Consider the following 22987-nt stretch of genomic DNA (forward strand, 5'->3'; position numbering starts at 1 on the left):
CTGATGCATCAACGGATTCACTGAACCATGCCGATCAATCTCCCCGAGCTGCTGACGCCGATCAGCGATGCGTCGCCCAGCGGCGACGACCTGCTGTTTTCGAACGAATTCGACGCGATCCAGGACGCGCGGCGCTACGACGATCCGACGCTCGACCAGGGCGAATGGGTAACCGAGATCAAGGAGGCCGACTGGGGCTTCGTCGTCGACCATGCGGGCGAGCTGCTGCGCACGCGCACCAAGGACCTGCGGCTCGCCGTGTGGCTGACCGAGGCGCTCGCGCTCGAGGACGGCATCACGGGCCTCACCGAAGGCTATGCGCTGCTCGAAGGCCTGTGCCGCGACTTCTGGGACACCTTCCACCCGCTGCCCGAGGACGACGACATCGAGCACCGGCTCGGCAACGTCGCGTGGCTGTCCGGCCGCACGGCCGAGCTGCTGCGCGCGGTGCCGCTGACGGACGGCGCATCGAATGCGTTCAGCACGCTCGATTGGGAGGTCGCGCAGCACGTCGCGCAGTCGATCAAGCGCGACCCCGAACATGCCGACGACATCGCGCGCGGCAAGCCGTCAATCGACCAGATCGACGCGTCGCGGCGCGTGACGTCGATCGCGTTCTACACGGCGCTGCTGGCGAACCTGAAGGCGTTCGAATTCGCGCTCGATGCGTTCGAGGAGCGGCTCGTCGAGCGCGCGGGCGATTCGGCGCCGAGCTTCCGGCAGGCGCGCGACGCGTTCGAGACCGTGTACCGGCTCGCCGAGCGCTTTGCGCGCGAACAGGGCTATACGGGCAGCGCGCCGCACGCGCAGACGGCGCCGCAGGCCCAGCCCGAACGCATCGAGCCGGTATTCGGCCAGCCGATCCAGACCGAGGAGACTCACGTGCAGCAGCAGACCGCTTCGCGTCCGCCGGTGACGCAGATGATCGCCGGCATCCAGAACCGTGCGCAGGCCGTCGACCAGTTGCGCGCGGTGGCGCGCTATTTCCGTCAGACCGAGCCGCACAGCCCGGTCGCGTATCTTGCCGACAAGGCGGCCGAGTGGGCCGACATGCCGCTGCACAAGTGGCTCGAGAGCGTCGTGAAGGACGACGGCTCGCTGTCGCACATTCGCGAGCTGCTGGGGGTGAGGCCCGACGAGCAGGCGTGAACGATTGTTTTTTGACCTGAGAGCGCGGGCCCGGCGGGCTCGCGATGAACAAGAAGAAGGTGACGCATGAACGTGACCGAACTGGCCCAGGCGATTCGTGGCGGCCTGATCCAGCAGGATCGGCTGCTGAAGACGGACATCCCGTCGCTGCCGAACAATGCGCTCGTGCCGCGTCGCGCCGTAACCCGCTCGGAGCTCGGCCGTGATTTCAGCGTAACGCTCGATCTGGTGTCCACCGCGAGCGACGTCGAGCTCAAGACGCTGATCGCGCAGCCGATCACGCTGTGGATTCAGCAGGCGGACAGGTCGTATCAGCCGATCAACGGCTATATCCACACGGCGCGGCGGCTCGGTGCCGACGGCGGCCTGTCGAGTTACCAGCTGCGCTTCGCGTCGTGGATGCACTTCCTCAAGTTCCGTAGCGACATGCGGTACTGGCAGGACCAGCCGGTCGACGCGATCCTTGCCGACGTGTTCGACAGGCATCCGCAGGCCAGGGGCCAATACCGGTTCGCGCTGTCGAAGCCGCTGCCGTCCCGTTCGTACTGTCGCCAAAGCGAGACCGACTGGAACTTCGTGCACCGGCTGATGGAGGACGAAGGGCTGTTCGGCTTCTGGCGGCACAGTGAAGACGGGAAGGCGCACACGTTCGTCATCACCGACGATCTGCATACCGTCGACGCGCTGTCGCCGAATACCGTCAGGTTCGATCGCTCGGGCAGCGGCACCGAAACCGCCGGTTTCACGCAATGGACCGCGTCGCGGACCTTGCAAAGCACGCTGCATACGACGCGCACGTTCGACTACAAGTCGCCGTCGTCGGCGGGCAATCCGAACGGCACGTCGCTGCCGACGAAAAGCGGGCAGGGCGAGCTGCCCGATCAGGCGGAAATTTACGAATACACCGGCGCTTACACGTATCCGGCGCAGGACCGCGGCGAACACCTGTCGAAGATTCGCCTCGAGGAATGGGAGTCGCGTGCGAAGCGTTTCTTCGGCGTGGGCGGCGTGCGTTCGATCGACGCCGGCCGGCGTTTCACCCTCGTGGACCATCCGGAGCACGATCGCGATGCGGCGAGCGACCGCGAGTTCGCGGCCATCGGCGTCACGCGTTACATCGAGAACAATCTGCCGGCCTCTGACCACGAAGCAAGTTTCCCGCATAGCCTGCAGGACGCGCTGGCGCAGGTGAAGGCCGGGCACGGGAAAGGGGGCGCGTTCGAGGTCGGGCACGACGACGGCTCGGCCGGGTTCTATCTCGTCGCGGTCGAGGCGCAGCGCGCGAGCGTGCCGTATCGCAGCCCGTTCGAGCACCGCAAGCCCGCGATGCAGCTCGAGACGGCCGTCGTGGTCGGTCCGAAGGGCGAGGAGGTCTATACCGACGCGCTGAACCGGATCAAGGTCATGTTCGTGTGGGACCGCCAGAGCGAAGGCCGCGAGACGGCATCGTGCTGGATGCGCGTCGTGCAATCGGATACCGGCGGCGGTTACGGCGCGGTGCATATTCCGCGCGTCGGCGAGGAAGTGCTGATCGGCTACATCGGCGGCGACTGCGATCGGCCGATCGTCATGCATCGTGTCTACAACGGGGCGGCCAAGCCGCAATGGCATAGCGACGGGATACTGTCGGGCTTCCGGTCGAAGGAATATGCGGGATCGGGGCACAACGAGATGGTGCTCGACGACGCGACCGGGCAGAACCGCGCGCGCCTGTTCAGCAGCAGCGCGAATTCGCTGCTTCATCTCGGCTATCTGATCGAGCAGAACGGCAACACGCGTGGTGCGTATCTCGGCTCGGGTTTCGATCTGCGCACGGATGCGTACGGCGCGCTGCGTGCGGGCCAGGGCTTGTACGTGACGACGCATCCGAAGCAGGCGAACAGCCAGCCGCTCGACGCGAGCGAGGCAAAGCAGCAGCTTGGCAGTGCGGACGGGTTGATCGAGTCGATGTCGCAGGTCAGCGAGATGCATCAGGCGGAGAGTCTCGGTGCCGGTCGCGATGCGCTGAAGCAGTTCGCCGATGCGACGCAGAACAGCGTGGCGGGGGCGGCCTCGGGGGGCGGCAGGACGGCCGGCGGCGGAACGGGGAATGCCAATGCGTTCAAGGAACCCGTGATGCTGTTCGCGAGCCCGGCGGGGATCGGGATGGCTTCGCAGCAGTCGGTGCATCTGGCGAGCGAGCAGCAGACCAATATCGCCAGCGGGCAAAGCACGTTCGTGACCAGTGGGAAATCGCTGATCGCCGGCATCCGGGATCGCATCAGCCTGTTCGCGCAGAACGCCGGGATGAAGCTGTTTGCCGGGAAGGGCAAGGTCGAGGTCCAGGCGCACGCGGACAACGTCGAACTCACCGCGCAAAAGGCCGTGAAGATGGTGGCGGCGACCGAGGCTGTCGACGTGGCCGCGAAGCAGGAGATATTGCTGACGTCGGGCGGCGCTTACATCCGGATCAAGGGCGGCAAAATCGAGCTTCACGCACCTGGGAAAGTCGATTTCAAGGGGGCGCAGCACCAGTTCAGCGGACCGACGAGCATGCAGTATCCATTGCCCGCGATGCCGGGCGGCACGTGCAAGCAATGCGTGCTGAACGCGCACAGCGGTCGTGAGTCGATGGTCGAGGCGGATTGATGGATGAAGTCAACGATACGGTCGACCGGAACAACGCGGTCGGCGCGAGCGAAGCGGTTGACGCAGAACCGAATCCACGCGAGCCGAAGTGGCCGGCGTTTCTCGAGACGCTGAAGGCTTCGGTCACGCGTACGGACGATGCGGGCAGTGCGATGCGGCTTTACGCACTCGTCGATACGCGCGGCTATCAGGAGCTGGACGTGCAGCTCGCGGCGGTGCCCCGCCTGCGCTGTGCGTCGCTCTGGGCGGATACCGGGCTCGACGCTTATACGGATATTGCGCCGTACTTGATCGCGTTCGATCACGATGCGATCAACGACGAGAACGCCGAACAGCATCGGCTGCTGCGCCAGCTGTGGTTGGAGGCGGTCGACCTGCATGCGGTGACGTGGCTGTGGTCGACTTGGTCGTTCGATGCGCTCGATCAGCATTTGCGCCAATACGTGCAGTACAAGCTGCCCAACGGCCGCGCGTACTACCTGTTTTTTTCGACAACCATGTATTGGGGCGACTTCGACAGGTGTGGAGCGATACGCAGGCGCAGCAGTTCGTTGCGCCGTTCGGCGAGATCCGATATCGCGACAGGCGGCTCGACGAGGTCGTGTGGCGCAATGACATGCCGGCGAGTGAAGGTGCGGTACCGGTGGGTGATGCGCCGGGTCTCAGCGAGCGACAGCATGCGCAACTGATCGAGCTCGGATATCCGGACAAGCTCGTGCTGAAGTTCCGCGAGACGATGGGGGCGATGGTCGATCACCTGTCCGATGTGGGGCTGCATGATCTGGTTGTCGAGCAACTCGCTCGAGCGACGGCACACGGGATCGTCGAGGAAGCGGAATTGCAGTGCTACGTGGTGACGGCTGTGCTGGTTTCGCCGCGGTTCGACGAGCATCCGGTCGTGAAGCCGTGGCTCGAGGCGGCTTCGCGAGGAGAAACGAGCGTCGATGCGGCACTGGCCTCTATCGACGATGCGACGTGGGACACGATTCGCGATGCACACGAGCGGGAATTGCTGGAGGCGCGTAGTGACGTGGCGTAGATCCGGGCTCGTGGTGGGGCTGCTCGCGGTCGCTTTCAGCTTGAGCGCGTGCGGCAAGTCGGAGCCGGTGTATAGCGGAATTTCCGTGATGGGCCGGAATTATCTGCCGTACAACATGAGTGGTTTCACCATTACCGACGCATACGGGAATAAGGCGAGTGGCGGTGGCGATGATCCACCGGGAGCGGGTGGCGGGAGCTTGAGATGTTGCTACAAGCTCAAGGGGACGGAATTCACGGTCAGGTGGGAGTACTACGATGTCGACCAGTGGCACAAAGGGGACAAGCAGACGTTCCGTGCCGAGGCGAAGGTGTCGATGCCGCCGTCCCGGTCGCCGGACGATGTGGGTTCCCGGATTTTCGAAGCGCACTTCTTTCCGGACCGGCATGTCGAGTTCCAGTTTCCCGGCCAGATGCTTGATGATGCACGGCTACCGATCATCGAAGTCGTGAAATGGGTGAAGCAGTATCAAGGGCAACTGGACAAGCGATACGACGAGCGCGAGGACCAGCAGTTTCGTCGTGTTGCCCGGATCGTGGCGTCTGCATGGTTGAAATATCGTCTGACCGACCGTAACGATTTGGAGCAGTACGCCTACTTCAGTTTGCTCATCAACAGCCAATTCGATACGCATCCGGACGCTCAGCGCATATTGAAGACCGCAGCCAGCCAGCCGGGTGCATTTGCAAAGTGGGCTCTGTCGCTTTCGAATCAGGTGCGCTCCGAGATGGCAAGCGGGAAATTCGTGGCGGTAGCTGCACCGCCGATAGCTGACGGTTTGCTGCCGTTAGCGCGTGTGGACGAGGCTCTGCATGGTTGATTGTGCGGAGAACTGCTCGCGGAATGAAAGAAGGGCGGCTTGCGTGGCAGACGGAACAATACCGATGCGCCGATATGTCGGTAACGCATGCTGGACAATCTTCGGAAGGAAAATGTCAGTGAATAGAGCGACGAGATTTTCAGGTCTAGCGAACCGTGTTCTGGCAGGGTGTCTGCTCGTGACGGCCATGGCGGCGTGCGGCAAGTCAGAGCCGACATATAGTGGCGTTTCGGTTATCGCCCACAACTATCTGCCGTACAACCTGGACGGGTTTACCATCACCGATGCCCACGGAAACAAGGCAGGCGGAGGGAATAGTTTGCCGGGCGGTGGCGGCGGCGTGACGTGTTGCTACAAGCTCCAGGGAACCGAGTTCACGGTCAAATGGAATTATGTCGACGTCGACCAGTGGCACAAAGGCAACGAGGAAACGCTTCACGGAGAGGCAAAAGCGACGTTGTCTCCGTCACCGGTTCCCGAGAAGATAGGTGATCGAATTCTCGAGGTTCACTTCTATCCGGATCGCCACGTCGAGCTTCAGTTTCCCGGCGCGCTGATAGATGAATCGCGTGTTCCGATGATCGATGTGTCGCGCTGGATGGCGAGCCGGTATCAGGCGCAATTGAGCAAGCGGTACGACGAGCGTGAAGACCAGCAGTTTCGCCGTGTTGCGCGAGTTGTCGCAATGGCATGGCTGAAATACCGCCTCACCGATCTCGACGATCTGAAACAGTACGCTTACTACAATCTGCTCGTGAATAGTCGCTTTGACTCGCATCCGGAGATCCAGCGCATGTTGCAAGCGGATGCGGGCAAGCCGGGGGCCTTCGCGAAGTCTATGCAATCGTTGCCGAAAAACATCCAGGCCGAATTGACGAGTGACAAGTTCGAACCGGTTGCGGTGCCACCCATCCCTGATGGGCTGATTCCGCCGGCACGCGTGGAGGAGAAAAAGCATGGCTGATAAAGTCAAACTTGATCCAGATGATGCAACGCCGACCTCCGTCTACGCACAAATCGCCAAGCAGAACGCAACGATGTACCCGAAGGGTGATTGCATGCCGTGCGGGGCGACGATTCGGATGGGCTTTTTCTTCGATGCATTCGGACGCCATCGCGATATCGACGATCAGTCGAGTTCGCAGTATTCCAATATCGCCCGGCTTTGGGAGGCGCATCGGGACCTTGAGGATCCGAGGCGGCCCGCGAATCAGTTCTGGTTCCGCTTCTATTATTCCGGATTGGGCACGCCGCTCAACGAGTCAGCTAAAGCCAATGAATGGATCAATGCAGGCGTAGCCGCATGCAAGATGGCCGGCAAGAAGGCATTGAGCGGAGCGGAGTCGGCTGCCAAGTTGTTCACTCGTGTCAACACACCGATCGAACAGGCGAACGTAAAAAAGCGCGTCGACGGCGTCAAGAAGCAACTCCTTGATGGATTTCTGGATGGCGATTTTTCGCTTCGACCGATTGATAAGGCATTCCAGGATCTCAGGAAGGATATCGAGCACATTCCCGCTCAGGCGCGGCGTGTGATGAATGTGTTGAATGCATCGCAGGAGCGCTACTGGGAACGAACCAAGGCGATGGGAACGCTGCTGTGGCGCAACGCGAAAAACGACTTCAAGAACAATGTCAAAGGCGCTCCGATGAAGGCAGGCTGGGCGGTTGCGCGCAGTCTTTTTGTCGGTATAGCGATGGAAAATGTGCCGATCGTGCGCGACAATTCCGTCATGGCCAAGGCGTTTGGAACGGGTGTCGATACCCGGTTGATCGCAGCGAAGGACCAGTTCAAAGCCGCGTACGAGGCCGTGAAGAACCAGATGCCGAACGTTCGGGCCATCGAGGTATCGGTGTTCGGTGCGGACCGAGGGTGCGTGCTTGCACGCGCGTTCATCAACGATCTGGCTGAGAAGTACAAGCGTAGGGACGATACGGATCTCGCTATTGAAGGCGTGTCGATCCAGATCAAGTTCGTCGGATTGCTCGATGCCGTTTCGTCCGTCATGTCGGAGGAAGCCGGGGAACTGATCGGTATGGTGCCTTATCTGGGTATGCTGAAGACCAGCTTCAAGGATCGTCCTCTCGCGATACCGGCCAGCGTGCAGCGCTGCGTTCATTTCGCCGCAGCGCATGAGATGCGCTTCTATCAGCGTCTCGACAGTCTTGAGAAGACCCGTGGCGAGCAGTATCTCTACCCGGGTACGAGCTGCGATGTCGTCGGTGGCGCGCCGAGCGGGTCCCTGGGGGTCAACGCGGAGCTGATGCGAGTTCCGCTGCAAGACATGTTGCTGGAGGCGATCAAGGCGGGCGCCGCCATGGACACCATGGAAGATTTGTACCTGTACAACGCGCCGGTGTTCAAGCGCTTCAAACTCTCGGATCCGATCAAGTACGGTGGTAAGGAATTTCGAATCAAAGCGCTGGTCAATGCCTACCGCACGCTCGTCCCGCGCAAGTCCGGTGCCGATTTCATGGAACATTCGAAAGTCTTCATGCGCTGGATTGCAGCCCGCTACATGGATCCCGAATTCCGTCGCACGATTTCCGATCCCGTCGCCGACTGGAAGCGCAACATGGCCGACGCCGACCTGCAGCGCAAGACCGCGAAGTCGCAACTCGACTGGGAGCTTCAGCGAGAAGGCATCAATATGAGCATGCTGGCCAGCCGCAGCCAGGACGAGCAGGCGAAGCTTCGGGGCATGAAGGCGGCGAGCGACGCAGCGCAAAAGCGTTATGAGAAATTGATCGCGGAGGCACCGAAGGACTATTCGACGGTCTGGGAGCGTCTTGAGAAGGAAGCGGAAAAGAAGCTGCGCAGCGCGTCGTATCAGGAGGGCCTGAAGCAGTCCGTCGAGCGCATCCGCAACATGCCGGATTCGTGGGATTCCGATAACAAGGTCAGCGCGGATGCGGTCGAGGTAGCCATGCTTCCTGAAGCCGAGATGGAACTCGTGTCGGCCTGGAAAGAAGGGATCGAGGGCAAGCACCCGTTGCCGCCGGACGTGATGGCGCTGTTCGACATGCTCGTTCACGACACGTTGCTGACGAGCTGGCAGGACCATGTGCTCGCTCCGTCGCTGTACTTCCGCACGCGAGACAAGGACGAGTTCGGTTCGACCGATCTCGCCAAGGAAGCGAAGCAACGCCAGAAGGACGATCGCGTTGCTGCACGTATCGACCAGGCCGCCAAGCAGAGCCAGGAATGGGCGAAAAGCTATAAGGGTGGCGCGACGCCTCCCGTTCACTGACAACCAGCAGCCGCGCATGAAAAACGGGCGGTGACACGCGTGCCACCGCCCGTCGTGTGCCGCGCCGCTTCGCCGTTGAGCGAGCGACCGGCCGATTTCCCGCTACACCCGTTACTGCCCCACCCGGAACTCGATCCGCCGATTCCTAGCCCGCCCATCCGCCGTATCGTTCGGCGCAATAGGCTGATCCGGGCCCACCCCCGTCGTCGTCATCTGCTGCGGCGGAATGCTCTTCGTGATCAGATACCCCTTCACCGCATCCGCGCGCGCCTGGCTCAGCGCGATGTTCGACGTCCGGTTCCCCGAGTTGTCGGTGTGGCCGATGATGTCGACCGTGCGGTTCTGCATCTTCGCCAGCGCGGCCGCCATCTGGTCGAGGATCAGCTTGCCCTGCGGCGTCAGCGTCGCGCTGCCGGTCTCGAACTCGATCGTCCGGTTCGCGAGCGTCTGGTCGAGCACGCCCTGTTCGGACGCCGACACGCGCAGCCCGTTCTTGATCGTGTACGTCGGGTTCAGCGTGTTCGCCATGTCGCTCGCGAGTTGCTGGCGCTGCGCCTCGTTGTGCACCTCGCCCTTCATCTCGATCTGCGTGCCGTTGATCTTCAACTGGCCCTTGCTGATCTGCTTGAGCTGCGCGCCGAGCAGCTTCTGCACGTTCGCGCTCCAGTTCGGCGGCGTCGCGACGTCGCCCACCTCGACCTGGTCGACGACGTTCGTCGCGCCGTAGGTGTCGCGCAGCTTCTGCAGCACGGCGGCCTTGGTCGCCTCGTCGGGCACCTTGCCGCCGACCACCACCTGGCCGGGCGTCGCGTTCGCGGGCGGCGGCGCGATCGTGCCGGCGGTGCCGTGCACCACCGTGCCGGACGCGCCGCCGGCGTTCGGGTTCGCCTGCGGCAGCGCGGTCGTCGCGACCGTGCCGTTGCCGACCGGCGTGACGGTCGCGCCCGTGTTCTGCGCGAAGGCCGCGCCGCTCGCGACGAGGCCGGCCGCGAACAGCGCGGCGAGGGTGGGCGAGACGGCGGCCGACAGGCGCGCGCGCCGGACCTGAATCGTGCGATGCATGCCGTCAGCCTCCGATGAACGCTTCGCGGAACGCGTCGATGGCGACGCGCAGCGAGAGTTGCGGTTGTTCGAGGTAGCTGACGAGCTTGCTGATCTGCTGATCGTTTTGCGCATGGGCGTCGATCCACTCGGGATCGTCGATGTCGATGTTGTGGGCGGCGTAGGTCTGCGGGTCGACGACGCTCAGCAGCGTCTTCGCCGACGCGCCGTTGAAGCCGATGACGAGCCGTTCGCGTTCGGCGATCGTGCCGATGAAGATCGCAAGCTCGAAGTCGGCCTGCGCGACGAACGGCGCGATCAGTTCGAGCCAGAACGCGGCGACGAGGCTGCGGTAGAACGGGTCGACCGGCAGCGGCAGCGTGAGGCCGCGCTCGATGTGCGACGAGCCGCTCTGCATCACCGGGCGCAGCAGCGAGCCGAGCGCGAGCATCGCGCCGCGCAGCCGCACCGGATGACCGCTTTCGAGCAGCATCTCCTGCAGGCCGTACAGCGTCTGGTGTTCGACGAAATCGTTGAAGGTGCCGTCATGCGACGTGCCGGGGCCGCCGATGTCGATCGGCACCTGCGTGTCGCCGAGCGCCTGCAGCGCGCCGGGCGGCTCGTCCTTGCCGAGCAGCGGCGGGATCTGCGCGGCGACGCGCGACCACAGCCGCGCGAACGCGAGCGGGCTGCGCGCGAGGAACGCGAGCGGTCGGTCGACCTCGAGCGCGGTCGCGCCGAGGAACGGGAAGCGGCGCATCGACACGTCGTGGCTCGCGACCATGTGGCCCGCGATCGCGAGCTTGCTGCGCGAGCCGAGGAACGCGAAATGCATCGGCTTCGCATCCTCGTAGACGATCTTCCAGCGCGGATCCTCCGCGAGCAGCTCCAGCGCCTGCGCGATCCAGCGATCGAGCGTCTGCAGCAGTTGCGGATTGTGCGCGCTCTTCACGAAGTCGCCGCGCGACGGAATCTTGCCGAAGTAGGCGATTTGCGCCTGTACGGTTTGCGTCATTGCGCCCTCTGTGCATTCGTTGCGTTGGCGGCCGCGACGGCCGGCGCGGCGCCCGGCGTGCCGGTGCCGGCTTGCGTCGCGTTCTGCGCGGCGCCCGCGCTCGCGTCGGCGACCGACGACGGCAGCTGCAGGCCGCGCAGGCTCTGCTGCTGCGGCTGGTCGCCGCCACCGGCCGACGGTTGCGACGTGCTGATGATGCGCATCGTCACCGACACGTTCACGCTGCCCTGTGCCCACGTCAGGTCGAAGGTGCCGTCCGGACGGCGCTTGCGCTGCGCCGAGTTGATCAGCTTCTCGAGACCGTAGCGGCCCGGCTCGTTGACGAGCTGCACCGTGCGGCCGTCGAAGGTCGTCGCGGACAGCGTCGCGCCCGGCGCGCCCTGCGGGTTTGGCCACACGAAGTTGGTCCACTGCGGCGGCGTGTTGCGGTAGCGCAGCTGCTGGCCGTCGATCGCGATCGTGTATTCCGTCGTGCCCGTGCTCGGTTGCGGCAGGATCTGGAACACGGTCTGCGGTTCGGCCGACGCGGCCGCGCTGCCGGCGGCGCCGCCCGCGAGCGGCGCGACCCAGCGTGCGAAGCCGTTCGTGAAGTCCGGCGTGAGCCCGATGCCCATGTCGCCCCACGTGCGGGCGGCGAGCGTGTCGCCGCGGCGCACCGCGAGCGGCCCGAGCGTCGTGCCGACGAACTTCGCGATCGAGCCGTCCGGACCGAACACCTGCGCGATCTCGCCGGCGCCGGCCTCGACCTTCGCGTTCGCCGCGAACGGGTACTTGGTCGCGAGCGAGCTCTGGAACGGCTGGTAGACCTGCGCGTTCCACACCTTGTTGACTTCGGCGCTGGCCGGCTGGATCACGACCGCGAACGCCTGCATCAGCGGCCGCACCAGCAGCGGGCGCAGCGACTTGCGTTGCGAATCGGTCAGGCCCGTCAGCATCTGCTCGTCGACGAGCTTCAGCGAATCGGCGAGTTCCGACCCGTTGCCGTCGAGCGTCTGCTGCATCAGCTGGCGCGCGCCCGGTCCCGGATCGCCCTGATTCTTGATCACGTTGAAGCGCGTGCGGACCTTCGACAGCGACTCCATGTAGCCCTTGAGCATCGACGTGCCGTCATGCGTCGCGACGATCCGCGCGAGCCCGACGAATTCCTGGCCGATCGGACCCATCGGCACCTCGGCCGGATTGCCGTTGATGTCGATGTTGGCTGCCGCCATCTGGCCGGCCTGCGAGCGCGTGAACAGTTGCTTGACCCAGTTCACGACGCCCGTCTGCGCCTTCTTGATCGTCACGTTCGCGAGCGACGGGTTGTCCCACGACGTCTGGTCGTACGCGGTCTCGAGGATCTTGCGGATCGGCGAATCCTGCGGGTCGCCCAAACGGTTCATCCCGTCGACGGCCTGGCCGAAGCTGGTGAAGCCCTGTACCGCGATGCCCTGCATGAACTTCTGCCAGTGCTGCGCGTACTCGGTCTTGTACATGCCGACGAGCGTCTTCTGGATCTGCTCGGGGCTGCCCTCGAGCGTCAGGTCGTCCTGCGTCGACGTGTTGAGCACCCAGTCCTTCGCCTGCAGCTCCTTGGTCGCCGCATCGCGGATCGCCGGCTGCACGTAGTCGAACCACGCTTCGCGCGTGAACGTGCCCGGAATCGCATAGCTGCCTGCCACGAGCCCCTGGTTGCCGTCGCCGACGATGCGCGCGATGGTCATCGGCGCGAAGCGGGTCGATGCGCGGGCCTTGATCTCCTCGTAGACGCGCTGGCGGGCCGGCATGCCGCGCACGACGCGGCGCAGGTTCTCGCGGGTCTGGTCGACGAGCGCGAGGTTCGCGTCGATCATCGGCCAGTCGTCGTCGTTCACGCGCGACAGGTAGAACGAGATCATGCGCTCGGCGCTCCGGATCATCTCGTCGCGCGGCATGTTGCCGCGATTCGTCTCGAGCCAGCCGCGCCAGAAGCGGGCGAGCTGGTCGGTCAGGTGCGCCTGTTCGACGTGACGCTTGTCGGACAGCATCAGGTAGGTCTTCAGCGCGTTGTATGCGTCCTGCACGTTGGTCGGCGACGCGTCGCTGTAGAGGCCGCCCTGCGGCGCGGCCGCCTGTTGCGGGGCGGCGGCCGGCGCGGTGCCGGACGCGGCCAGCATCGCGCCCGCTTGCGGCGCGGCGCCTGCCGCGTTCGTCGAGACCGGCAGCGTGCCGCCCTGCACGGCGCCCGATTCGGGCGGGCGCGTCATCGGCACGAGTTGCTCGGGGTGCGCGTTCACGTCCTTCATGAACGACGCGAGGTTCTGCGACACCGGGGCCAGCAGGATCTGGCGCACGCCGTTGTAGTACTCGGTCAGCAGGTGCTGCTCGAGACGGTCGCCCTGGTACAGGCCGAGCGACACCGACAGCGGCTTGTCGCGGCGGAACTGTTCGAGCTGCTCGATCCGGTCCTCGATGATGTCCATCGCCTGCAGGCGCGACTGCAGGTCGTTGCGGCCCTGCTGCAGGCGCGTGACGTTGTCGAGGTCGGCCTGCACGTTCGCGACGAGCTGCTGGTTGCCGATCGTCGACCAGGTCCAGCCGCCCAACGCCAGCGCGAGCGCCGCGACGAAGCCGAAGAAGGTCGCGTAGCGCAGCCGCGTCTTGGTCGGGCTCGCGAACTGGCGCACCGTCTGGCGGTCCGCGAAGATCACCTTCGAGAACAGGTCGCGCAGGAAGAAGCCGTTCTTCGAGAACGCGCTGTGCGGTTTCGGCAGCGCGCTGCCGTCGAGGCCGAAGCGGTGCGCGATGCGCTGCGCGGCCGCGCTGTTGGTTTCGCCTTCCTGCAGTGCGCTGGTGAAGTAGAAGCCGCGGAAGATCGGCTTGTACTGGAACGGGTTGTTCTCGAACAGCGTCGCGAGGAACGCGCGCAGCGACGGCTTGATCGTCGAGAATTCGAGCGGAAAGCTCAACTGGCCCGGCGACAGCTGGTTGCCGCGCGACAGCGACAGCTGCGCGACGCTGATTTCCTTCAGCCCTTCGTAGAGTTCCTCGAAGTGCGTGTCGAACTGCGCGACGACGTCACGCTTGTCGTCGGGTTCGTAGGGCAGGGTGGCGCCCCACACGCGGTCGTACTCGTGCTTGTCGCTGCTGCTGAAGAATTCGGTGAAGCCGGTGATCAGGTCGGCCTTCGTGAACATCACGTAGACCGGCGCGAACACTTCCAGCTTTTCGGTCAGCTCCTGAACGCGCTGACGGAGGTTCTTCGCGAGGTTGATCGCGAATTCGGGGCGATTGCCGGTGAGTTCGGCGATGCTGGCCGTGACGATGATGCCGTTGATCGGCGCCTTCGGACGGTAGCGCTTGAGCAGCCCGAGGAAGCCGAGCCACTCGCTACGGTCTTCCTCGTGCACCGAATAGCGGCCGGCCGTATCGAGCAGGATCCCTTCGGTCGTGAAGAACCAGTCGCAGTTACGCGTGCCGCCGATGCCGTGGATCACGGCGCTGTTCTTGTCCGCGAATGGGAACTGCAGGCCGGAATTGAGCACGGCGCTGCTCTTGCCCGCGGCTGGGTTGCCGATCACGATGTACCACGGCAGTTCGTACAGCGCGGAGCCGCCCGACACCTGGCCGATCTTCGACGTCTTGATCGTCTTCACCGCATCCGACAGGCGCGTGCGCAGCACGTCGAGGTCGGCCGTCTTCGCGTCCGGCGCGAGCGCGGCGGCGGCCGGTGCGGCGATCTTGCCGGTTTCCGCCTGCTCTTCCAGCACCTGGCCGAGCTGCTGGTTCGCGCGCTTCACGCGCCAGCGGCGCCATAGCGCGACGACGAGCCACAGCGCGAGGACCGCCGCGAACGCGAGCGCCGCCCACAGGAGCGGCAGCTGCAGCATGTCGGCGACGATGAACAGAATGGCCGCTAGCGCGACGATCCCGACGATCGAGAGCGTACGCGGATGAGTCAGCACGTTGAGGATGCGTTGCATAGGACGTTCAGGTTCCGGTGCGATTCGGTGAGGCGACGCAGGCGCGCCGAGCGGCAAGGGTGGCGCCGCGATGTGTCGCCATGCTGTCAAACGGGGTGAAGGAGGCTGGCATCAATGCGCCCGCGGCATCGGAGAAGGCGCGCGCATTAACGAAAGGACGCTGTGAGATTTAAAACGGAAGCGGCGGCCGGAAAAAATCGCGCACCGGAATGCCCGATTGTTTGCGCCGCCCAAATCGTTTCCTGCCGGGTGATTAAAAAGCCCCATGCCGCCCTCATTATTTCTTGTCCGGCAGCCCTGACTAGCTGCCGCGTCCCAGTTTAAAACCGGGTTTATGGTATTCCACGTGCCCGAGATCCATCATTTTCCATCGGCCGCCCCAGGTCAGGCCGACTTGCTCGGCGACCTGGCCGTACAACTGGTAGCCGCGCATCGCCCACGGATCTTTCTCGGAAATGACCAGCTTGCCGTCGCGCAGGAATGCGTTGTCGGCCGCCAACCCGAACTGGTGATAACTCTGGAAGGCCGCGGCATTGGTCACGTTCGTGCCCATCTGCGCGAGCCGGTTCTGTCGTTCCGGGCTCCGGTAGCCTTCCAGCAGCGCCATTTCATAGCCATGTTGTTCGTGCATGATCTTGTAGACCAGCAGCAAACGCGTACGGAAATCCGGGTCCAGCAGGTTCCAGTCGCGGCTTGCATCCTTGAGCGCCGGGCGGATCTGTTCGACTTCCTTCGTGGCAAAGACTTCCGGCGGCAACGGCGGCGGCGGCACGAGTTGTTCGCCCTGCAACAGCGCGGCGATCTTCTCGTCGGGCACGCGCGCCGTGTCGTCGTACTGAAATAATTGCCGACCGCGTAACGCAATGGCCACCAATGGCGGCGTCGCAAGAATACCTGCCGACACCATAATCATCAAGCGCCGCCGAACCAGTAAATTTTGCACGTCGCTTAATGCGCCGCGCGTCACGGTTGCCGATTTAACAATTTGACTGCGCGTGCGTGCGGCGCGCTCGTTCGCACGGCGCGTCAGACGGCCGTGAAACTGGGCCACGGATTCGAAAACGGTCGCGCGGATACCCGGTAAAAGCAACAGTGCCGCAACGGCGACGGCGAGGGTGAAATAGGCGACGAGTGCGACGGCAATCAAAGAAATCCCCGGAAATTGGAATTGATTGTGTTTTGCAATGCTTGCTCTTAGAATCAGGCTGCTTCGAGAGGCCGGGCTATATTATCGCGGTGAATTAAACCAGGATTCAATGAGACGCTGAATGAGTGCGCCGGAAAATTCAAATTCGAAAACTCCGCCCAGCCTGCTGTCCGATACTAAACCGGCAGGCGAGGGAGGACCTCGGCAGTCGCGCATTCTCGCGGATCTGGAAGGGCGTGTCACGCCGCCCGCCGAGCCGCCGCGCCGTTCGCTGAAGGCGCCGATCGCCGCCGTGGTGGCGTTGGTCGTGGCCGTCGGCGGCTGGGGCGCGTGGCGCATGCAGCAGTCATCGGGCGAACCGCACGTCGCGGTGGCGGCCGCGACGGCACCCGCGGCGGCTGCGCCGGACAAGGCCGCGCCGGCCAGCGGCGCCGCCGTGCAGGTCGCGCAGAACGGCGCGTCCGCCGCATCGGCCGCGCAACCGGCCACGATCGTCAACGACGACTCGGCGTCCCAGACCGTTGCATCCGCATCGGCTTCCGCTGCCTCCGCGGCGGACAACAGCCGGCTGTCGCGCGCGCTCGCCAACGGCGCCGACGATGGCTCGGGCACGGCGGCCGCGGCTGGCGTCGCCGCAACCGCGGCCGCCGCAGCGGCGACGACCAAGACGGCGAAGGCCGACGCGTCGAAGAGCACGAAGGTCGCCGCTCACGGCAAGACCGACACGAAAACCGAGGCGAAGGCCGATACGAAGGCCGACACGAAGGCCGAAGCCCGCAAGCATCGCAAGGAACAGCAGGCCGAGCTCGCGCAGGCGAAGAAGCGCCGCGAAGCGACGCCGACCCGAACCGCGAAGGCGGCCGGGAAGGACGATCCGGATGCCGATCTGCTTGCCGCGCTCGTCGCGCGCACGAAGCCGGCCGACAAGAAACTCGCCGCCGAGAAGGCGCAGGCCGTGCCGACCAAGGCGTCGGCAACGACCGGCGGCTCGCTGGCGTCGCGCGTGAAGGCGTGTTCGGAGCGCGGTTTCTTCGAGGATCAGCTGTGCCGCTGGCGCGTGTGCGACGGCCACTGGGGCAAGGACCCCGCGTGCCCGAGCGCCGCGCAGTCGGAGACGCGGCAGTAACGCGTGCCGCGCGCGTCACGAGGGTCTTTCCTGTCAGCGCCGCCCAGTGGGCGGCGCGTTGTTTTTGGGGCAGGAGACGCTGCCGGTATGATGCCGTGTGACACTGTCACGAGCGCGTCACGCCCGTCGGGCATACGTCTCCTTTCTTTTCCCGGCGCGGGCCCGCGACCTGCGATGTGCGGCGCGCCGCGCGCCGCACCACCTTCGACACGATGGACCTGATCGTACAGACTTACGGCGCCGACACGTCCGGCATGGTGTGCGGATTCCGCTTCGATCCGGGCGGCGCCGGCGCGATGCTCGATGCCGACGCGGCCGCCGCATGGCTGCGCACCTGCCGCGAGCACGGCGCGGCCGCATCGGGCGATTTCGTCTGGCTGCATTTCAATCTGGCGCACGGCGCGAGCGAGCGCTGGATGCGCACGCATCTCGGGTTGCCCGACAGCTTCTTCGAATTCCTGCATGAAGGCTCGCGCTCGACGCGCATCGAGCAGGAAGACGGCGCGTTGCGCGCGATCGTCAACGACGTGATGTTCAACCTCGAGCTCACGCCGTCGGAGATCGCGACGCTGTTCGTCCACGTCGAGCGGCGCATCATGGTGACCGCGCGGCTCAAGCCGCTGCGCTCGGTCGACACGCTGCGCGCGTGCGTGCGCGACGGCGAGCAGTTCCGCTCGCCCGCGGAGCTGCTCGTGCACCTGCTGCGCGACCAGGCCGACCTGCTGATCCAGATCATGCGGCGCACGAGCGTCGACGTCGACCGCATCGAGGATCGCTTCCTGTCGCAGCGGCTCACGTCGAGCCGCATCGAGCTCGGCGCGATGCGCCGCACGCTGACGCGCCTGCAGCGCATGCTCGCGCCCGAGCCCGGCTCGATCTTCCGGCTGCTCGCGAAGCCGCCCGCGTGGCTGCATACCGAAGACGTGCAGGAGCTGCGCGAGTCGACCGAAGAGTTCTCGCTGGTGCTCGCCGATCTGGCGGGGCTCAACGAGCGCATCAAGCTGCTGCAGGAAGAGATCGGTTCGCGCCTCGACGAGCAGAACAACCGGACGCTGTTCACGCTGACGCTCGTCACCGTGATCGCGCTGCCGATCAACATCGTCGCCGGCTTCTTCGGGATGAACGTCGGCGGCGTGCCGTTCTCGGAGAACAAGCACGGCTTCTGGCTGATGGTGCTGCTCGTTGCCGGCTTCACCGCGCTGGCCGCGTGGTGGGCGTTCCGGCGCCGCGACGATCGCTAGCGCGCCATCGGGCGACGCATCAACGCATCAACGCAGCAGCGCATCAACGCAGCAGCGCGATCGCGCGTTCGCCGATCACCATCCCGAGCAGGCCGACGAGCGCAACGAGCGGCGGGGCCGGCGAGCGCACGTGCAGCAGCGCGTACAACACACCGACACCGACGCCCACCGCGAGCGAGGTCACGTAATCCATCATGGCGGTCTCCCGTAAGGTCCGGTGTCAGGGCTTGAGGATGACGCGCTCGCGCGCACCGGCCAGCACCGCGCGATACGCGTCGTGCGCATGCTCGAGCGGGTACACGTAGTCGTCGCCGATCGGGAACGGGCGCAGCGTCCCGTTGCCGAAGCCGGGCGCGAGCGTATCGAGGATCTGCGCGACCGCGGCCGGGCCGAGCTGCAGCGAATCGATGCCCACGAACGTGTGCTGGCCGCGATAGAACGCGAAGATGTCGAACGGCACGCTGCGCTCGATCGTCGAGATGAAGATCTGCCGCGCGCCGATCGCCATCGACGCGTTCGCCGCTTCGAAATACGGGCTGCCGACCGTGTTGTAGACGATGTCCGCGCCGTGGCCGCCGGTCAATTCGCGTACCGCGTCGGCCACCGTCCGGCTCGATGCGTCGATCATGGAAACGTCGCCTGACGCATGGCCGCGATAGTCGCCGGGCCCGCGCTCGACGCCGATCACGGTCGCGCCGCGCGCGGTGGCGAGCTGGATCGCGGCCTGGCCGACCTTGCCGTTCGCGCCGAACACGAGCACGACGTCGTCGGCCGTCGGCATGCCGGCCCGGCGCAGGCCCTCGTATGCGGTGACGAACGGCACGCCCACGCCGGCCGCCTCTTCGAGCGTCAGCACGCCCGGCTTGCGGCGCACGTGCGCGGCGTCCAGCACGAGCCATTCCGCATGCGAACCGTCGCGCCCGACGCCGAGATCGCCGCCCGAGCCCCACACCGGCGCGCCGATCCAGTTGTCGGGGCCGCTGCGCACGATGCCGGCCCAGTCGCGCCCCGGCGTGCGCGGCCACACCGCATGCGGCATGCGGCCGAGCGCGGCCTTCACGTCGCTCGGGTTCACGCCGGCCGCGCGCACCTCGATCAGCATCTGGCCGTCGGCCGGTACGGGCGGGGCGATGTCCCGCACGCGCGCGTCGAGCGACTCGATGTCGGCGGCGGGGGTGTCGAAGCGGATGCTGCGCATGATGATCTCCATGAACGATGGCGGCCGCCCGGCCCGGCGGGCCGGCGCGTGCGGCGGATGAAACCGGTGAATGCAGTCTAGTGGGCCCGGTTTGACGCGGAAACGTGCAAAGGCGGATGATTGCTTTGCGTTTTCCGCATAGCCAAAAATCGCAGGCTCACGAATGGACGACTTCCTTTCCCCGCATCTCGCGCTGTTCGTCGACGTGGTCGACCAGCAGAGCTTCTCGGCGGCCGCGCGCCGGCTCGGCGTTGCCGCGTCGTCGGTCACGCGGCGCATCGACCGGCTCGAGACGCAGCTCGGCATCCGTCTCCTGCATCGCACCACGCACGCGCTGCGGCCGACCGAGGCCGGGCAACTGCTGTACGGGCGCGCGACCCGGATGCTGGCTGAGCTGCGCGGCTTGCAGGAAGACCTGCACAGCCAGCACGATGAACCGGGCGGGCTGCTGCGTGTCGACTGTCCGGCGCCCTTCGGACGGCGGCACCTGATGGCCGCGCTGGCCGCGTTCATGCAGCGCTATCCGGCGCTGCAGGTCGACCTCGTGCTGACCGACAGCATGGTCGACCTGCAGGGCGCGCGGCTCGGCTCCGACGTCGATCTCGCGGTGCGCATCGGCCCGCTCGAGGACACGCGTTTCGTCGCGACGGTGCTGGCGCCGCAGCGGCGCGTGCTGTGCGCGAGCGCGGCCTATCTCGCACGGTGCGGGGAGCCCGCATCGCCCGACGCGCTCGGCGGCCACGACTGTCTCGCGTGGCATGGCGCGCCGCCGCCCGGCGCGTGGCGCTTCGGCGAGCGCCGTCACGTGCCGGCGCAACCGCGGTTTCGCAGCAATCATTCGGAAGCGTTGCTCGAGGCGGCCATCGACGGGCTCGGTCTCGCGCACCTGCCGACCTGGCTCGTGGCGGACGCGCTGCGCGACGGACGGTTGCGCGCGCTGCTGCCGCAGTACGCGGCGGCGCCCGAGCCGGCGACGATTCACGTGCTGCGCCAGCACGCGCGCGGCAGTGCGCGCACGTCGCGGCTCGTCGCGTTCCTCGCCACGTGGTTCGCGCAGCCGGCGTGGGACGCCGCGTGGGCGTGACGGCGGGCGCACGCCGCGCCCCATGAAAAAAGGGCCTCGCATGCGAGGCCCGTCAACAGGTCGGAGAAACCGGTACGCCGGCCGGCGCCGCGGGTCGCGCGGTACCGGCCGGACGCGCACCGTTACTGCGTCACTACCTTGCGCGGCTTGAAGAGGCCCTGGTATTGCCGTGCCGGACGTTCCTTCGTCACCGCTTCGATGCCGCCGAAGGTCGGCGTCTGGCGCAGCTTCATCGCGGCCGGCGAAGCGACCGAACCGATCGACGTCGAGCGCGAAGCCGGCGCGAGGTTGTTCGCGACGAGCAGCGCCGCTTCGCTCTTCAGGTTCGCCAGCAGCACCGGATCGGTCGAGCTGTTCACCTGCGTGAGCAGCCCGCTCCAGGCCGTGTCGCTGTAGTTCACGACGTAGTAATCGAGACCGCTCGGATCGGCGACCACGCCCGTGCAGCCTTCGATTCGCGTCTGCGCCTGCGTATCCTTCAGCGCGAGCGTCGTGCGTTTCGCGAGACCCTGACCGTACGCGAGCGTGATCGGCACCGTCCACTGCAGGCCCGGATACGCGTTCTTGTTCGGGAACGGCTGCTGTTTCAGCGTGACGACCGTCTGGTTCTTCGTCAGGTCGCACTGCGTGTCGAGCGAGATCAGCGGCACGCCGGTCTGACGCACGTAGCTATCGCCGATCGGGCCGACCGCCTGGCCGCTTTCCTTCGACAGCGCATCCCACAGACGCTTCGGCGTCCCGTTGCCGAACGAGTAGTCGACCAGGTACTGCTGCAGGCCCTTACGCAGCGTCTGCTCGCCGAGATAGTTCTCGAGCGTCTTCAGCACGTGGCCGCCCTTGTCGTACGTGAACGCGCTGGCGCTCAGCACGAAGTCGTTCGACGCCCAGTCGTTGAAGTTCGGCGCGACCGGGAACGCGTTCGGGCCGATGTCGCGATTGATCACGCGATACTTGTTCTTCACCTGGTCGAGCCAGCTGAACTCGTTGGGGAAGAACTGGATCGTCGTCTTCGTCTCGAAGAACGTCGCGAACGATTCGTTGAGCCACACGTTGTCCCACCAGTCGGTCGTCACGAGATCGCCGAACCACTGGTGCGCCACTTCGTGCGTCAGTACTTCGTTGCCGTAGTGCGACATCGGCTGGCCCGGCTGCGGCAGGATGTCGTCGGCGAACTCGAGGATCGAGCCCCAGTTCTCCATCCCGCCGAAGTTCAGGTCCTTCTGATCCTTGAACGCATCGTTCGCGGCTACCGTGTCGAACTTCGTGAGCGGCAGCGGGATGCCCGTGTAGCGGTAGTAGTAGTCGAGCGCCTGCTTGGTGCGGTCCATCGCCGGCTTCGCCCACTCGCTCATGCCCGGCGGCGTGAACACACGCAGGTGCAGGCCGCCCTTGCCGCCCGGCAGCGGGCTCGTGAAGTCGTCCTCGTAAGTGTCGAACAGGCCGCCGCCGAAGAACAGCAGGTACGACGGCATCGGCGGGGTCTTCTCGAACTGCACGAGCTTGTAGCCGCCGCCGACGTTGGTCGACGGCTTCTCGGCCGCGTTCGACACGACGCGCCAGCTTTGCGGCACTTCGGCCGTCACTTCATAGGTCGGGCGGAACGCCGGCTCGTCCCAGCCGGGGAACCACTGGCGCGACAGGTTGGTTTCGCCCTGCGTCAGGATCGCGCCGCTCGTCTTGCCGTCGGTGCCCTTCAGGTCGACGCGGAACACGCCTTCCGCGGCCGAGCAGCCCGGATACGGATCGTCGCCGCAGCTGCCGCCCGTCTGCGTGGCCGGATCGTCGTACGACTTGAAGTTGATGATGCCCGACCACTCCATGTGCAGCGAATAGTTGCCCGGCGCGATCGTGCCGGCGACGGGGCGCAACTGATAGAAGTCGCCCTTGTCCTGCGGCGTCGCGATCAGCTGAATGTTGCCCGGCTGCAGCGTGATGCGGCCGTTGGTGAACTTGATCCGGTGGCCGGCGATCACGATGTTGTTGACCGGCTTCAGCACCTTGATTTCGACGTCGGCGCGGCCGTCGAACGCGTTCAGCGCGTCGTTCGGGCGGAACCACAGCCGGTAGTTCACGGGCACCACGGTGTCCGGCAATTCGACAGGCGAGACGCTCTTGTCGACGTTCGATGCGCTCGGCGGCGCGGTGACGGCGGGCGACGAGCTGGTATGCGGCGCGCCGGCGGAGCTGAGCGCGGAAGCGGAGCCCGCACCGCCGTCGTCGCCGCCGCACCCGGCGAGCGCGAGTGCGGCGACGAGCGGCAGATAACGCATCTTGCGAATATGAATCGACATGACTGAAACCTCGATT

The 22987-nt window shown here is 65.5% G+C and carries 16 protein-coding genes and 1 pseudogene; 10 read left to right on the top strand and 7 right to left on the bottom strand.

The genetic code is table 11. From position 1 onward, the window contains the following. The first annotated feature begins 27 nt into the window (after positions 1-27). The 7 genes from tssA (at position 28) to JMF86_RS01990 (ending at position 8887) form a co-directional block, all read left to right on the top strand. The gene (gene tssA, locus JMF86_RS01965; protein WP_054928307.1) at positions 28-1149 is read left to right on the top strand and encodes a type VI secretion system protein TssA; all 1122 of its coding nucleotides are present in this window, start codon (positions 28-30) and stop codon (positions 1147-1149) included. 66 nt (positions 1150-1215) lie between these two features. Further along, the gene (locus JMF86_RS01970; protein WP_054928308.1) at positions 1216-3777 is read left to right on the top strand and encodes a type VI secretion system Vgr family protein; all 2562 of its coding nucleotides are present in this window, start codon (positions 1216-1218) and stop codon (positions 3775-3777) included. Then, positions 3777-4466, top strand: a complete 690-nt coding sequence (locus tag JMF86_RS01975; RefSeq protein WP_236592996.1) for a DUF4123 domain-containing protein — start codon at positions 3777-3779, stop codon at positions 4464-4466. The genes JMF86_RS01970 and JMF86_RS01975 overlap by 1 nt, the downstream gene beginning before the upstream one ends. Before the next feature lie 26 nt (positions 4467-4492). After that, complete coding sequence (locus JMF86_RS34950; RefSeq protein WP_236592997.1) at positions 4493-4816, top strand: hypothetical protein; 324 nt, start codon at positions 4493-4495, stop codon at positions 4814-4816. Further along, entirely contained in the window at positions 4803-5636 is an 834-nt protein-coding gene (locus JMF86_RS01980) for a DUF3304 domain-containing protein (protein WP_054928310.1), read from the top strand. Before JMF86_RS34950 ends, JMF86_RS01980 begins: the two co-directional genes overlap by 14 nt. A gap of 112 nt (positions 5637-5748) precedes the next feature. Continuing rightward, complete coding sequence (locus JMF86_RS01985) at positions 5749-6600, top strand: DUF3304 domain-containing protein (RefSeq protein ID WP_054928311.1); 852 nt, start codon at positions 5749-5751, stop codon at positions 6598-6600. Continuing rightward, positions 6593-8887: a DUF2235 domain-containing protein gene (locus JMF86_RS01990; protein WP_175809243.1), complete on the top strand. Its 2295-nt coding sequence runs from the start codon at positions 6593-6595 to the stop codon at positions 8885-8887. Before JMF86_RS01985 ends, JMF86_RS01990 begins: the two co-directional genes overlap by 8 nt. 111 nt (positions 8888-8998) lie before the next feature. Here the strand turns inward: JMF86_RS01990 and JMF86_RS01995 are convergent, their stop codons facing one another. The 4 genes from JMF86_RS01995 to JMF86_RS02010 form a co-directional block, all read right to left on the bottom strand. Continuing rightward, positions 8999-9949: an OmpA family protein gene (locus JMF86_RS01995; RefSeq protein ID WP_054928313.1), complete on the bottom strand. Its 951-nt coding sequence runs from the start codon at positions 9947-9949 to the stop codon at positions 8999-9001. A 4-nt stretch (positions 9950-9953) separates the two neighbouring features. Beyond that, positions 9954-10943 carry a type VI secretion system-associated protein TagF gene (gene tagF / locus JMF86_RS02000; protein ID WP_054928314.1) on the bottom strand — a complete coding sequence of 330 codons (990 nt, stop codon included), beginning with the start codon at positions 10941-10943 and terminating at the stop codon, positions 9954-9956. Further along, the gene (gene tssM, locus JMF86_RS02005) at positions 10940-14884 is read right to left on the bottom strand and encodes a type VI secretion system membrane subunit TssM (protein ID WP_011546567.1); all 3945 of its coding nucleotides are present in this window, start codon (positions 14882-14884) and stop codon (positions 10940-10942) included. Before tssM ends, tagF begins: the two co-directional genes overlap by 4 nt. A 301-nt stretch (positions 14885-15185) precedes the next feature. Next, a complete protein-coding gene (locus JMF86_RS02010; protein ID WP_011546566.1) occupies positions 15186-16031 on the bottom strand; it encodes a M15 family metallopeptidase in 846 nt (281 codons plus the stop codon). Positions 16032-16152: 121 nt separating this feature from the next. Between JMF86_RS02010 and JMF86_RS02015 the strand changes: the two genes are divergently transcribed. Continuing rightward, on the top strand, positions 16153-17157 hold the full coding sequence (locus JMF86_RS02015; protein ID WP_054928315.1) for a hypothetical protein: 1005 nt from the start codon (positions 16153-16155) through the stop codon (positions 17155-17157). Between the two features lie 212 nt (positions 17158-17369). Further along, the gene (locus tag JMF86_RS02020) at positions 17370-18398 is read left to right on the top strand and encodes a transporter (protein ID WP_011546564.1); all 1029 of its coding nucleotides are present in this window, start codon (positions 17370-17372) and stop codon (positions 18396-18398) included. A gap of 46 nt (positions 18399-18444) precedes the next feature. On the opposite strand, the pseudogene JMF86_RS02025 reads toward JMF86_RS02020, so the two are convergent. Continuing rightward, positions 18445-18591, bottom strand: a pseudogene (locus JMF86_RS02025) (DUF1427 family protein); the annotation flags it as partial. A gap of 27 nt (positions 18592-18618) precedes the next feature. Next, positions 18619-19596 carry a zinc-binding alcohol dehydrogenase family protein gene (locus JMF86_RS02030; protein WP_011694129.1) on the bottom strand — a complete coding sequence of 326 codons (978 nt, stop codon included), beginning with the start codon at positions 19594-19596 and terminating at the stop codon, positions 18619-18621. 163 nt (positions 19597-19759) lie between these two features. Here JMF86_RS02030 and JMF86_RS02035 point away from each other — a divergent pair, with 163 nt between their 5' ends. Then, positions 19760-20680, top strand: coding sequence for a LysR family transcriptional regulator (locus tag JMF86_RS02035; RefSeq protein WP_011546561.1), 921 nt, complete (start codon positions 19760-19762; stop codon positions 20678-20680). A 122-nt stretch (positions 20681-20802) separates the two neighbouring features. On the opposite strand, the gene JMF86_RS02040 is transcribed toward JMF86_RS02035, so the two are convergent. Beyond that, positions 20803-22971, bottom strand: coding sequence for a M1 family metallopeptidase (locus tag JMF86_RS02040; protein WP_011694130.1), 2169 nt, complete (start codon positions 22969-22971; stop codon positions 20803-20805). Between the last annotated feature and the right edge of the window lie 16 nt (positions 22972-22987).

This window comes from Burkholderia sp. E168m15, assembly GCF_016586105.1.
Lineage (GTDB): Bacteria > Pseudomonadota > Gammaproteobacteria > Burkholderiales > Burkholderiaceae > Burkholderia > Burkholderia orbicola.